This is a genomic window from Burkholderia sp. BCC0398, from assembly GCF_902833245.1.
GTDB lineage: Bacteria > Pseudomonadota > Gammaproteobacteria > Burkholderiales > Burkholderiaceae > Burkholderia > Burkholderia sola.
This window is the reverse complement of record NZ_CADFEM010000008.1, coordinates 1-13837: the sequence shown is the minus strand read 5'-3', so window position 1 is coordinate 13837 and position 13837 is coordinate 1. Positions and strand designations below refer to the sequence as shown.

Genomic DNA, 13837 nt, shown 5'->3' with positions numbered 1-13837 from the left:
GATCCCGGCGCACCGCGCGTCAACGGGCCGCGTGGTGCGCGACGTCCGTTTCCGCGAAGTGTTCGGCGATGCAGTGGCGCAGCCGCGGGCCGAACACGGCAGCGATGTCGTCGGCCGAGTACGGCGCAATGACGTCGTCGATGCCGAGCGCACGGTCCACTTCCTGCTGGAGTCGCGTGAAGATTCGCTGCGCGGCGCGCTCGTCGTGCAGGTACGTATTGAGCGCGGCCGCCGTCGCGTGCGCCGCCGCCGCGTCGAGCCCGTGCGCGGCGAACGCGTCGACCGACCATTCGTCCGCGTCGCGCGGCGCGTCGCGCATCGCGTCGACTTCGGCCAGCAGGGCGGACCCGTCGGCGCCGAGCGTCGCCACGCACATGCGGTCCGCCGCGGCGACGAGCTGATTCAGCCCGGCCGTCATCTGGCGCAGCACCGTGCCCGCCGGCCATTGGCGCGCCCGCGCGATCTCGGCTTCGTCCCCCTGCAGCAGCATCGCGAGATCCTCGCGCGCGATCTCGTGCGCGAGCGGGCTCGTGTGTTCGGTGGACCAATCCTCGAAACGCGCCAGCGCGTCGCGGAACGCTTGCGTGCGCGCCTGACCGGGCACCGCGTCGAGCGCGACGATCAGCGCGCGCAACTGCTGCGCCGCACGCACCGCGAACAGGTATTTCTCGGCTTCGAGCTTCAGGAACGCCGTCGCGTAGCGGTAGAAGCCGGGCTCGGCCGCGCTCGCGTCGGCGCCCGCCAGCGACGCCGGCTCGATCATCGCGCGATAGGCCTGCTCGACCATCGTCTGCGGCCCCGCGCACACCGAGTTGCGGCCGACGAGCAGGCCCGCCGCCTCGGCGATCACGTAATACGCGTCGCTGGCGAGGCACGGCGCGGCCGGATCGCCGCCCGATGCCATCCGCTTGATCAGCGAGATATGCACGATCCGGTGCATGCCGAGCGAGATCCGGTAGATGATCGACGGCACGACGGGAATGCTGTCCGGGTCGGCCGGCTGCTCGCGCCGACGGATCAGGTAGGCGGGCAGCAATTGGCACAGCTTGCTGATGAACCACAGGTCGAGCATCGACACCTCGCCGTCGTGGCCGCGCAGCCGGCAATACCCGTCGCGCAGCGTCGAGATGGTCGGCAGCACCAGGTGCCAGTGGTTTCCGAACTGCCGCAGCGACGAGATGTTCATCGGCAGCGCGTGATGAAACCGGCTGCCCTCGTACTCGCAGCGCGCGGCCTCGATCTCGATGCCGTCGCGCGATTCGGCCGGCGCGATCTCCTCGCCGAGCGGGCGAAAGAAGCTGTCGCGATAGGCGACCATCGAGCCCAGCATCGAGCGCCAGTAGAACTCCGGTTTGTCGAGCGCGCGCGGCCCGTGATAGCCGGTCGCGTACAGCGCATCGATGACGGTGAAATCAAACTCGTTCTGCATCATGGCTTCCTGAAGAGACACGGCCGCCGGCACGGCGGGCCGATAGAACGAACGGCGCGGCGACGGCGCGTCAGCGCGGCATCGACATCGGCTTGCCGGCCGTGTCGGCCGCGCGGCGCCACCGGCGCGCGAGCGCCTGCCACAGGCTCGCGAGCTCGACCCGGCAGAAGGTCCGCACGGCGCGAGGCGACCACCACCAGTAGTTCACGTTGATCGAATCGCTCAGCGATTCCACGTAGTGCCACCAGCCGGGCGGCAGGTACAGCACGTCGCCCGCCTCGAGCACGAAGTCGTGGCGCGGCGCCGACTGCACGCGCGGAAACAGCACCGGGTCCGGGTCGCTCATGTCCACCGGGCTGAAGATCACCGGCAGATCGCGGCGCTGCCGGTAATACACGTTGGCGGACTGCTCGGGCGCGAACAGCACCCAGCGCTTGCGGCCGTACACCTGCACGTTCAGGTTCTCGTGCCGGTCGAAATGCATCGGCGACGAAATCCCTTCCGGGCCGAGCCAGAAGCCCGGCCGCAACACCAGCCTGCGCCTCAGCCACTGAGGCATCCAGCCGGGAAAGCCGTGCTGCTCGTGCAGCGGCACGATGTCGTCCTTCAGCTCCGGCGCCGTCGAATAGATCGCCGCGTAGGTGATGTACGCGGTGCGGGCACTGCCCTGCGCCTGCATCGCGCGGATCGTCGCGCCCAGGCGCGCGGTTTCGTAGCGGCGCGCGCCCAGGTAGAGGTCCGGCCGGGTCGGCGTCGGCGACAGCTGCGACGTCTCCACCGTGATCTCGTGTTCGCCGTAGCGCTCGACGAAGAAATCCGGCGTCCAGCGCGTGCGCGCGGGCCACGCGTCGATGAATCCTTCCAGCACGGCCGGATGCTTCAGTCCGGCCAGAACGTCACGCATGCTCCGGCTGCCGTCGTAGCGAATCCGCGGCATCGGCACAATCTTGCTGCCAGTCATCGTGGGGCTCCTGTCGACAGGAAAATCAGGACACCTGCCAATCGCCGTTGTGCCGAAGCACGTCGCCGGGCAGCCAGCGGATCACGCGGGTGGTGGCGCCGAGCGTGTCGAGGCGCGCGTCGATCTGGTCGAGCGTGTCGGCTTCCGCCGGCTCGCCGTTGATCCAGCCGATGTCGTCGATCTCGGCGGCGATGCCGCAGAACCCGTTCGCATACGGCGCGAACGCATGGGCGCCGGCGCGCGCGCAAAGCTCGCCGATGCCGGACGGGCCGAGCGTGATGGACGGGCCGTCGCCCGCTTCCGCGACGCGCGGCAGGCGCTGCAGGTCGGTCATCGGCAGCACCATCCAGAACGTGAACAGGCCCTGCCAGAACGGCGCCTTGCGCATCTCGCGGCAGCAGCTCAGGACCAGGTCGGGCCGGCCGCGCCGGGCGACGGACCGATCGATCACGTCCATCACCGAGCCCTTCGCGTCATCGCCGCTGTCGACGAGCAGAATCACCGAGAACTGCGGCGTCGTGACCCGGTAGCAATTGCCCCAGTTGCGCACGTCGTGCGGCGGCACGGCCGCGCCGATGGTCGGCTGCTCGCCGTAGAACGGCAGGATGTCGATCTCGATGTCGCCGATCCGCACCGTCTCGCCCCAGCCGGGCGCGAGCACCGTCTGCCCGACGTCGCGCAGCGACTGCTGCATGTCGTCCTGCGCCAGCAGCGATGCGACCGGGATGTGCGGCACGATGACCGGCACCGATCCGTCGCCGCCGTGCCGCAGGATGGTCGGGATGTGCCAATGGTCGAGATGCCCGTGCGTCACGAGCATGCCGTCGATCTGCCGGGCCAGGTTGGACGGCGCGCGATCGAGATCGGGCAGGCCGACGTTGCCGCCGATCGCGAGGCTGATCGGGTCGGTCAGCAGACGGGTGGTTTCGGATGCGATCAGCAGCGACGCGTGTTCGAGCCGCTGGATGCCGGGGCCGTCGAACGCCGGCCATGCCAGCCCCGCGTCGCCTTTCGGCCGTTCACAGCCGAGCAGGCGAGGGTCCGCGTACAGCTCGGACAGCGGCTGCCAGCGGTTGCGCTGCAGCGCGTCGCGCAGCGCATTCGCGAGCTGCGGCACGTCGCCGGCGGCGGTGTCGAGCACGATCGGCTCGCCGCCCTGCGGCGCCAGCGCGAGCGTCCAGCGGTCGCGGCGCTGATGCAGATCGTAGAGCAGCGCACGGCTCGCGATACAGCCGCCGGCCGCCACCGAATCCGGATCGAACAGTTCGGCCAGAAACGGATAGCGCGCAATCGCATCGCGCAACAGCGCGGCACAGGCGGCCGGTTCGAATTTCGCTTCCATGAATTGCTGCATGAGCGCGTCCTGCCGCTCGATCAGCAAGCCCAGATCATGCGCGCGCGAAGCCAGAATGCCTGTATTGAGGAAGACCCCCAGGCGATCATCGACTGACATGGTGTGTTTTACCCTCGGATTCTCTCGGCGAAACGCAAACGTGCTCCCGCGCGCGCCGTTACCGGGCCGCGAAATGCCGCATCGTTCCTTTATCTTTTATTGCGCGCTCGTGGCGCGAAGCGTCGATAATTATCTCGACAGTGCGGCCCGCACGCTCAATGGGCGCATGTCGGTCCAGTTGGCGCCGATCCATTCGAGGCAGGCATCCCGGTTTCCCGACGGGCCCACCGCCCGCCAGCCTTCCGGCACATGCTTGTCGTCCGGCCAGATCGCATATTGTTCCTCGTGATTGACGACCACTTTGAAAACGGCATCGTTTTGCGGCGTTTCGGCTTCCATGTCTCTCTCGTTTCAATAATCGATCACGCGTGTCACACGCACCACATAATTCGATATTTCGATAAGAACAGCGCGCCCGGCAGCACCGGGCGACGACTCAAGCACGCTAAAAATCGAAGCGAACCGACTTTACCATAACCCATCTTAAATCAATTACATTTCTATTGCATGAAAACAGGATAAATAATATTCTTCGACAACCAATAATCCACCCAATTGTTTCATAAATATGCGAACAGATAGACGGAATATGCCTTTGCGAATAAATCGATAATCGGCCAAATTGTTTTGTATTTTGTTTGATTCGTTTTTAGGCGGAGTTCAGAAGCATGGTCTTGCTAGCCAGTACGCTCACCATTCCGCTCGCGCGCCCGACGGCGCGGCATCGGCTGCTGGTGTTCCATCACGCGTGCGGCGCGGCGGCCAATTACTATCGGTGGGGGGCGTCGTTCCCGGAAGACGTCGAGGTGTGGCTCATCGAGCTGCCCGGCCGCGGCCGGAGTCTGGGCGCTCGCGCGATCGATACGTTGCCCGAACTGATCGACTTCCTGCGCGCGCTGCGCCCGCTGTTGCCGCGCACCTATTCGGTGTTCGGCCACAGCATGGGAGCCTTGATCGCATACTGTTTCGCGTGCGACATGGCGCAACACGGGCATCCGCCCGCCTGGCTCGGCGCCTCCGGCGCCGATGCGCCGTTCTACCCGCATCGCCACGCGCACCGCGATGGCATGCCGGTCCATTTGCGCACCGACGCCGAGATCGTCGACTATGTCGTGTCGCTCGGCGGGACGCCCCGCGAAGTGGTGGAACACGACGCGCTACGAGCCATGCTGCTGAAGCTGGCCAAGGCGGATTTCCGCGTCGTCGAGCGGTTCTTCCCGCTGGCGTCCGCGACCGCGCTACCCTGCCCCGTCACGGTGTTCTCCGGCCGCGACGACACGTTGCTGAGCCCGGCCGGGCAACGTGACTGGTTGCGTGCGTCGCACCACACGGTCAATTTCCGCGAGTTCGATGGCGGGCACTTCTTTCTTTTGGACCATCCGGCCGCGGTTCGGCACGCAATCGGCCAGGCGTTGGCGCAGGCGGGGCAGCGCGACACCGATGATTGCGCGATACCCCAGCCATAGGGCGGGCGACCCGCTTGCCGTCATCGACCGTTGCGGAGATGCGCCGGGCGATCGCGACGCGCCCCGACTCGCGATCACATGCTCTTGATCGCCGTGCCTTGCGCGGTCACTTCGACGAAGTGATCCGCCGGCATCGGACGCCCGAGCAAGAAGCCCTGCAGCGAATTGCAGCCGAGCCGGGTCAGGAACTGCTGCTGCGCGGTCGTTTCCACGCCCTCCGCGACGATCTTCAGGTCGAGTGCCCGACCGAGCGCGACGATCGCGGAAATGATCGCGGCATCTTCGGTATCGTGTTCGAGATCCCGGATGAATCCCCGGTCGATCTTGAGCTCGCTGGCCGGCAAGCGCTTGAGATACAGCAAGCTCGAATAACCGGTGCCGAAGTCGTCGATCGAAATTCGCACCCCCATGTCGTGAAGCTGCTGCAGGATTCTCAGGCTGGCGTCGGCATCGCGCATCGCGGTCGATTCGGTGATCTCCAGCGTCAGGCAGTGCGGCTCCAGCGCGTGCCGCTGCAATGCGGCCTCCACGACCCGGATCAGGCTCGCGTGACCGAACTGCAACGGTGACAGGTTCACGGCCATCGTCCAGTCGGTTCGGCCCGCATCGCGCCACGCGCGCATCTGCCGGCACGCCTCGTCCAGTACCCATTCGCCGATCGGCACGATCAATCCGGTCTTTTCCGCAATCGAGATGAACTGATCGGGCGACATGAGGCCGCGCGTCGGGTGCTTCCATCGCAACAGCGCCTCGACGCCCATGATCGGTCCATCGGGCACTTCGAACTTCGGCTGGTAATGCAGGACCAGTTCATGCCGCTCCAGCGCCAGACGGAGTTCCTGCACGATTTTCAAGTGCTCGCGGACATTCGCGTTCATCGATGCCTCGAAGAAGCAGTACGCATCTCGGCCGAGCGCCTTGGCGTGATACATCGCCGCATCGGCATTGGTCATCAGCTCGCGGAAATCGCTGCCGTTGCCGGGATAGAGCGCGATACCGATGCTGGCCGACACGCGCAATTCGTGTTCGGACACGTGGAACGGCGCCCGAATCACCGCCAATACCTTGTCCGCCACGTCGGCCGCGTCGGCGGGCTCGTTCACGGCCACGACGAGCACGAACTCGTCGCCGCCCAGACGGGCAATCGTGTCCTGCGAGCGCAGGTTCGCGCCGATGCGCCGAGCCACGTCGACCAGCAACAGATCGCCGACATGATGACCATAGGCGTCGTTGACGGCCTTGAATCCGTCGAGGTCCATGAACATCAGCGCGAAACACCCGTGCTCGCGGTCGGTGCTCTGGATCGCCTGGTCGATCCGGTCTTCGAGCAGCACGCGGTTGGGGAGCTTGGTGAGGGTGTCGTGCAGCGCCAGATACGTCAGCTCCTGGTTCGCTTCGGCCAGCGAGGTCGCCAGTACCGCCGTGCGGGATTCCAGACGCAGGTCGAGGACCGAAACGATCAGCGCGATGGCGAGTATCGCCAACGTGGCCACGACGATGACGAGCGCCAGCCCGCCGGGATCCATGCTGGAGCCGGCGGCCCCGCAGATGCTGCCCAGCGGGAACCGGGCGGCCGCCATTCCCGTATAGTGCATGCCGGCGATGGCGGCGCCCATCAGGACCGCCGCCCCCAGATTGAGCAGGCGCACGCGAGACGAACCGGTTCGCCGAATGAATACGATCCACAGCACGGCGCCCGATGCGACGACGGCAATCGCGACCGACAGGCAGACGAGCAACGGGTCGTACCGGATGCCCGGCGACATGTGCATCGACGCCATGCCCGTGTAATGCATGCCCGCTACGCCAGTCCCCATCAACATCGCGCCGCCGCCGAGCCGGTGCCATCTGAGCGTGCCCCGACAGACGAGCCACAGCGCAACCGTGGAGCAGCCGATGGCGATCAGCAACGAAAGCACCGTCATGGCCGGATCGTATCCCAGTGGAATCGGCAACGCGAAGGCCAGCATGCCGACGAAATGCATCGACCAGATGCCCGCCCCCATCACGCTGGCAGCGCCTACCAGCCACCCATGTGCGGCGCGCCCGCCGGCCGTCTTGATACGCCCGGCCATGTCCAGCACGGTGTAGGACGCCAGGATGGCGATCAGGAGCGAAAGAAGAACGAGCAACGCGTTATAACTTGTCGGCAGCATTGTTATTTACAGATCGCTTTCGATTTGGCGTAACGAGACCCCCGGCCAGCCGGGGGCTTCGCGGATTCGCGGGAAAGTTGGGCACAATCGGAAAGCGGTGTCCGAAGGAATGGACCGGTGGTGTGACGCGTCAGGCGATTCCGACGACGACCGCTTGCAGCGGCGGATCATAAACGCGCCCTCCCGTTCAGGGAAGGATTTAGCGCTGCGGGGCGCTGGAGGAGGCGGGACGGAATCAGAACGTGTGGCGAATGCCGGCCGCGAACGTGTTGCCGGTGGGGCGAGCGCTCAGCTTGTCGTAGGAGTAAATCGCGTAGATGTCCGTGCGTTTCGACAGCAGGTGGTTGTAGCCGACAGACGCGGTGTTCCGCAGGCTGCGGGCCGCTTCGGTCGGGCCGGACCGCTTCGTGCGCGCCCACTCTGCAAGCAGGAAGTCGGCCGGCGACAACGGGATCGACACACCCGCCTCGCAAGTGTGGCTGCCGGTCGGCGTACGCGCGTCGCTTGTCATCGCCCACGCGCCGTAGAGCGTGACGATCTTGAAGTCGTATGCCGCGCCCGCCAGATAGGCGTACTGCGCGCCGACCGGCCCTGCCGCGGTATAGCGCACGCGCTGGCCCGACAACACGGCCGTGAGACCGTGCCCTCGATAGTTCAAGTGAACGCCGAGGTTACCGACGCCAGGCGAGCCCGCCACGCCGCCAAGACCATAGATGACGGTGGCGCCGAACCCGTTGAAGTCCGGCGTCGTGTACTTGACGGTGTTGTTCCACACCGTATCGCCGATGATCGTCCCGCCATAGTTGGTCACGAACGTCTGCAGGACGAGTGGAGAGAAGACGGTCGAGGATCCGAACGGATTGACGACGGATTCGGCCGTATAGGCCGGGTTTCTTTGTCGCCCGAAGGTCAACTGGCCGAAGTCGCCTTGAAAGCCCACGTACGCATTGCGCGACCAGAACGGGTCCGCCGCACTGCGTCCCAGCGCGCCGTTGGCGGGTTGAAAGAAGCTTTCGAGGACGAAAATGGCGCCGACGCCGCCGCCAAGATCTTCCTTGCCGCGGATTCCCCAGAACGACGTGGTCAGCCCGCCGCTTCCCATCAGTACCGTGGACCGCGGCGTATCGCTGCGTTTGATGCTCCCGACGTAGGTGCCGATGAGGCCATAAAGCTGAACCTGGGAGCCGCTATCTGCGTGTGCGCCGCCGGAGGTCCATACCAGACCGGCGCTGAATATCGCCGTCGCGCCGAGCGTACCGACAACGCGCCGGGCGGCCACGCGCACCACGACCTGTCGTGTCTTTTTCATTTCGGTTGTCTCCATTCATATTTTTTGAGCGGCCTTTTCCGCGGCAATCCTGTCAGCAGTACTGATGGACTACTCTTTGACGGCGGCGCTTGTTGCGAGCATGTCGCTGAAGCCACGGGCGTGACGAGCGACGAAACGCCTTCCCTCGAGGCTTCTCAGGGAAAGGCGCCGTCAGGCATGCAAGTGACTACGGGGAAATCTCTTCGAGCGAACGATTGGTCGTCTCGACCATTCGCGCGGCGACGACGAAGCCCACCGCACTGACCACGGCAAACATGACGAATACCGCGGCGATGCCTCTTCCGGTCAATACGACGCCGACGATCGCCGGCGCGGCGGCAGACGCCGCGCGCAGCCACGAAGTCGCGAGACCGGTGCCGATCGCGCGCATCCGGGTGGGATAGATTTCAGGGGTGTACAGGTACAGAAGGACCGTGGTCGTGGCCATCACCGCATAGGCCGACGATCCGAGCAACATCACGGACCACGCGCTGCCCGCGCCATGAATGCCCAGTGCGGCGAGCAGGGCCGCGCTGATGATGAAGCAGGCCATTGCCCACCGGCGGCGTCCGACCCGATCGATCAGCAGCGCGCAGGCAAGCACGCCGCACGTACTCAGGACGTTCGAGATCGACGCCATCTGAAGCGACGCTTGCAGCGGCAGATGGTAGACCGTCTTGTAGAGGCTCGGCAGCCAGTTGTTGATGCCATTGGCCACGAAATAAGCGCTCGCCCACAGCAGCCACACGACGACGGTGCGGCCCCGGTAGAACGGCGAGAACAGTTCCTTCCACGTTCCCTTCCGCTTCGACTGTCGTCCGGTCATAAGGCCCGACACGCGCGCGTCCACCTCGGCCCTTTGAGTCTGCGTGTCGAGGTTGCGCTTCGTCGTGCTGGCTTCCAGCCGCTCGATGATGCGCTCGGCCTTATCGAACCGCCCGCGTGAAACGAGCCAGCGCGGCGATTCCGGCAGGCGTGCGATCAGGATCGCGACGACCATGCCGGGAATCCCGCCGATCAGGAACATATATTCCCAACCGAAGCGCGGGACGACGAACGCACCGAGCTGCGCGGCCGCGAGCAGGCCCAACGGGAAAATCAGTTCGTACAGGATGAAGAAGCGTCCGCGGCCGTGCGCTTGAGACAGCTCGTTGATGTACGTGGCGGCCACGGGCACTTCTCCGCCCACACCGATGCCTTGCAGGAAACGCATCAGAAACAGCATGTGAAAGCTGCCGGTGAACGCGCATACGACGCTCATGGCCGACATGACGCCCACCGCAATGGTGGCGCTCGGCACGCGCCCCAGGCGCTCGGCCAGCCAGCCGAACACCAACGCGCCGACGACCTGCCCAAGATAGCCGGCAGCGATCAGCACGCCGATCTGGCCGGGAGAAAGATGCCAGAGGCCCACCAGTACGGGCAGCACGAAAGCAAGCGACAGTGCGTCGAACGCATCGAACAGGGTCGCGCTGCCCATGACGATCCGTGCCCGGGTGTGCCACTTGCAAAACGGCACGTTCTCGATGCGGAACAGCAGGTTCGCCGCCCGCAGTTGCTCGCTCATGGGACGCGTTTCGCTCGCGGATCGACCAAGGTCGACGCCGCAGGCGGTCGAAGGGGTGTTCATGCTGTCTCCTGAAAAGCTGCATTTTATGAACCTTCGGCTTGCTTCTTGTTGTGCGGCACCGGTCACGTTTCTTGGTGGTTTTCCGCGACATCGGCGCCCTTTTTATCATTTGCCGAGCCTGTCGGCGGCAGCGTGCGCGACGCGGTTTCGCGCGCCGCCCCGACTGCTCGACGCCGACGGCAAGCGGACGGCGCTGCGCCGTCGTCATCCGGCTATGGACGGGCCACGCCCGAGTCAGTCGACGAGGCCGGCCGAACGAAGCGCGTCCGCGATTTCGACGTCCGCGCCTGGCGCGAGCGGCAGCAGCGGCGAGCGCACGGTGGCGTGCTGGAGGATGCCGCGGGCCACCAGACCGTGCTTGAGCGCGACGGTGCCTTCCATGTGCGACCCGCGGTGATACACGTTACGCGTCACCGGCAGCAGGCGATCGTGAATCGCGCGGGCGGCCGCGTAGTCTTTCGCCTTGCCCGCCTTGATCAGTTCGACGAGCGGCTCGGGAGCCAGGCTGCCGTAGCCGACGAGCGCCCCGTCGACGTCGAACATCGTGTGGAGCAGATACTCGTCGTGGCAGGTGAGGATTTGCAGTTCCGGACGCTCGCGTCGGATGATCGGAATCTCGACGTCCCAGCGACGCATGTTGCGCACGCCGTTTTTCATCGCGAAGACGCCCGGTTGCGCGGCGATCTCCAGCTGCGTGTCGAGGTTGTAGGTCGCCTTGGTGGCGTCCGGGTACTGGAACAGGATGAGCGGCAGCCCGCTGCCTTCGTGGATGGCGCGGTAGCGATCCTGCGGCGCACCTTTCTGATAGCCGAAGCGCAGCCAGCCGTGCGACGGATAGACCAGACCGGCCGACGCGCCGGCCGCGACCGCGCGCTTCGCCTCTTCCACCGCCACTTCCGTGCCTTCGAGCGTGATACCGGCGATCACCGGAATCTTGCCGTCGACGGACTTCACGAAGCTTTCGATGACTTGAGCCTGTTCTTTCTGCGAGAGGAACGTGCCTTCGCCGGCATGTCCGAGCACCGTCAGGCCTTTGACGCCTTCGATGCCGCCAAGCCACGCGCCCAGCCGTTGAATTGCCGCATGGTCCACCGCGCCCTCGTGGGTGAAAGGTGTAACGGGTGCCGGGACCAAACCGCGCAGATCGATCGCTTTCATGACGTCTCCAAATGTGAGCTTTTCCGCTCCTCTTTCCGGGAGGAGAGCCCGCCGTCCGTTTCGCATCGAACCGGAACGACGGTGCATGCGTTGCAGTGTAGGGAAGCACGACCCATGCGAGAACGGCGCAATTGCGCATTTCAGCTATACTGATTTGACATATCTACGGGAGGCTTCGCGGTGGACTATGCGGCCTGGAAGCTGTTCATCGACGCGGCGGAACTCGGGAGCCTGAGCAAGACGGCCATTGCTTACGGGACCAGCCAGCCTCACATCAGCCGGCAGATCGTCGAGCTCGAGCAGTACTGCGGCGGCCGTCTGTTTCAACGGACTGGGCGCGGCGTGGTGTTGACCGAGTTGGGCGCGCGTATCGCGCCGCGTGTGAGGGCGTGGCTTGCCAGCACGGAGCAGTTGTCCAACGACATCCGCAGCACGGCGGGCGAGCCGATCGGCGTGGTCAGGCTCGGGATCCTGCCCTCCACCGCCCATCCCCTTGTCAGCACCCTTTACCATCGGCTTCGCGAGCGTTACCCGCTGGTGCAGTTACAGGTGCGCGAGGGTCAAGGAGCGTTGCTGGAAACCTGGCTGGAGAACGGCAGCGTCGATCTCGCCATCCTGTTTCGAAATAGTCCGACGCCGAGAAACGGCGACGAATATCTGGTCGAGGCCGCGACGTACCTGGTGGGGGCGGAAGGCGATCCGTTGACCAGTCAGCCCACGATCGCTTTTTCGAGGCTCGATGGCATTCCGCTGGTCTCTTTCTGCCGCCCCAATAGCTGGCGCGAGCGGCTCGAACAAATCGCGGGCGAACATCGGGTGTCGCTGAATTTCGCGGCGGAAGCCGATTCTCTCAGCCTGCAGGGGCACATCGTCGCCGATGGCGGCATTCATGCGTTGCTGGGCCCTTACGCGATCGCCAATCTCGAACGGGAATGCCGGTTGCAAGCGTCGATGGTGGTCGATCCGTCCGTGCCGCGCTTCATTGCACTTGCCATGTCGCCGCACGGCGAACTGACGCTGGCTTGCCGCACGGTCATGCAGCTCACGAAGGAAATCGCCCGGTCGCGCACGCTCTCGTCGGATCTTCGGTTGGGTGTGTCCGCCGCGTTCCTGCGGTCAATTTGAGCGGCTCGGCACAGTTCGTTCGCAGTCCGGATCGAGTGAGGATGTCGATCTCGGCGATGCGCTGCGTGTGGTCGGGCGCCGGCTTGCGCGGCGAACGGCGCGGTGCGCGATTTCTCCATCCGCGCCGCCCATCTCGCGCCGACCTTTAGTACGACTTGCCGCCCACCGTCGCCGCTTCCAGTTCGCGCGTGATGATCTGCGTGCCGCCGACGTTGGCGACCGACTTGACCAGACCGACGCCCGGCGCGAGCCAGTCGTCCGCGGTCGTGTTGCTCGTCAACGCCGAGTTGGTGAAGGTCTCCGTGGCGTGATAGTGGCAAGCATTCGCGAAGACCTTGCCGTTGCGGAGGCTGACCGTTTCGCGCGCGACGTACGTCCGCTGGATCGAGACGGACGTTTGCGCGCCGCCCGACGGAACGACGGGCGTATCCACGTAATTCACCGTCTCGCTTCCCGCGAGCCCGATCGTCTCGACATAGGGCGGCGAGTTCACGTCCCGCAACACGAGCGTGCTGCCGCTGTAAACCTCGCCGCCGTAGTTCGTGCGTACGCCGTTGCCGACGAGGTAGTAGTGATTGGTCTGAATCGGCGAACCGGGCGTCGTTTCGGCCTGCTGCACGAGCGCCACGCCATTGAACGTCGCCGGCGCGTAAGTCCGCGTGTACACGCCGTTGTCGACCGACGGGCTCTGCGACGTCGCTTGCGTATACATGTGCAACTGCACGGTATCGCCTTGCTGGTAAATCGGATCACAGTCGACGTTCGACGCGGTCGGCGAGCCCGGATTGCCGCCGGATGTGCCCGTGGTCGGCGTTCCGCCGCTGCCGCCGCTGCCGCCGTTGTTGCTCGTGCCCGATCCGCCTGACGAAGCCGGCGAGGAATTGTCGTCGCCGCCGCAAGCGGTCAGCGCGAGGCAGGTCAATGCGATCAGTGCAACGGCTTTCATCGGGATCACCTTCCAAACGTACAGGACGAACGAAGCCCGTACGCGCGAATCACGCCGCGCGCACCGACCATCAAGAATCAAGAATCAGAAATCAGGAGTCGGCCGGCGGCCCCCGCCGGCCCGGCGACGTCAATTGACCTGCAGTTGCCCACCGCGGCCCAGCCCGCCCTTGACGTCCTGCGCCTTGTAGCTGCGCAGCGCGAC

The 13837-nt window shown here is 65.4% G+C and carries 11 protein-coding genes; 2 read left to right on the top strand and 9 right to left on the bottom strand.

Annotated elements, in window-relative coordinates:
- Positions 1-19: 19 nt before the first annotated feature.
- The 4 genes from HWX76_RS18450 to HWX76_RS18435 form a co-directional block, all read right to left on the bottom strand.
- A complete protein-coding gene (locus tag HWX76_RS18450) occupies positions 20-1429 on the bottom strand; it encodes a hypothetical protein (protein ID WP_089490460.1) in 1410 nt (469 codons plus the stop codon).
- 70 nt (positions 1430-1499) lie between these two features.
- Positions 1500-2390: a cupin-like domain-containing protein gene (locus HWX76_RS18445; RefSeq protein ID WP_050016058.1), complete on the bottom strand. Its 891-nt coding sequence runs from the start codon at positions 2388-2390 to the stop codon at positions 1500-1502.
- A gap of 25 nt (positions 2391-2415) precedes the next feature.
- Positions 2416-3843: an MBL fold metallo-hydrolase gene (locus HWX76_RS18440; protein ID WP_176016146.1), complete on the bottom strand. Its 1428-nt coding sequence runs from the start codon at positions 3841-3843 to the stop codon at positions 2416-2418.
- A gap of 129 nt (positions 3844-3972) precedes the next feature.
- Positions 3973-4182 (bottom strand): MbtH family NRPS accessory protein, encoded by a 210-nt coding sequence (locus tag HWX76_RS18435; protein ID WP_050016062.1) that lies wholly within the window; start codon positions 4180-4182, stop codon positions 3973-3975.
- A gap of 329 nt (positions 4183-4511) precedes the next feature.
- Here HWX76_RS18435 and HWX76_RS18430 point away from each other — a divergent pair, with 329 nt between their 5' ends.
- A complete protein-coding gene (locus HWX76_RS18430; RefSeq protein WP_176016145.1) occupies positions 4512-5309 on the top strand; it encodes an alpha/beta fold hydrolase in 798 nt (265 codons plus the stop codon).
- Positions 5310-5383: 74 nt separating this feature from the next.
- On the opposite strand, the gene HWX76_RS18425 is transcribed toward HWX76_RS18430, so the two are convergent.
- The 4 genes from HWX76_RS18425 to HWX76_RS18410 all read right to left on the bottom strand — a co-directional run bounded on the left by HWX76_RS18425 (position 5384) and on the right by HWX76_RS18410 (position 11562).
- Positions 5384-7465: a bifunctional diguanylate cyclase/phosphodiesterase gene (locus HWX76_RS18425; protein WP_050016066.1), complete on the bottom strand. Its 2082-nt coding sequence runs from the start codon at positions 7463-7465 to the stop codon at positions 5384-5386.
- Between the two features lie 235 nt (positions 7466-7700).
- Positions 7701-8774 carry a porin gene (locus HWX76_RS18420; RefSeq protein WP_176016144.1) on the bottom strand — a complete coding sequence of 358 codons (1074 nt, stop codon included), beginning with the start codon at positions 8772-8774 and terminating at the stop codon, positions 7701-7703.
- Positions 8775-8961: 187 nt separating this feature from the next.
- Positions 8962-10404 (bottom strand): MFS transporter, encoded by a 1443-nt coding sequence (locus HWX76_RS18415; protein ID WP_175978302.1) that lies wholly within the window; start codon positions 10402-10404, stop codon positions 8962-8964.
- A gap of 234 nt (positions 10405-10638) precedes the next feature.
- Positions 10639-11562 carry a dihydrodipicolinate synthase family protein gene (locus HWX76_RS18410; protein ID WP_176016244.1) on the bottom strand — a complete coding sequence of 308 codons (924 nt, stop codon included), beginning with the start codon at positions 11560-11562 and terminating at the stop codon, positions 10639-10641.
- A gap of 180 nt (positions 11563-11742) precedes the next feature.
- Here HWX76_RS18410 and HWX76_RS18405 point away from each other — a divergent pair, with 180 nt between their 5' ends.
- Positions 11743-12687 carry a LysR family transcriptional regulator gene (locus tag HWX76_RS18405; protein ID WP_124639517.1) on the top strand — a complete coding sequence of 315 codons (945 nt, stop codon included), beginning with the start codon at positions 11743-11745 and terminating at the stop codon, positions 12685-12687.
- Positions 12688-12832: 145 nt separating this feature from the next.
- On the opposite strand, the gene HWX76_RS18400 is transcribed toward HWX76_RS18405, so the two are convergent.
- Positions 12833-13633: a hypothetical protein gene (locus HWX76_RS18400; RefSeq protein ID WP_176016143.1), complete on the bottom strand. Its 801-nt coding sequence runs from the start codon at positions 13631-13633 to the stop codon at positions 12833-12835.
- Positions 13634-13837: the final 204 nt, after the last annotated feature.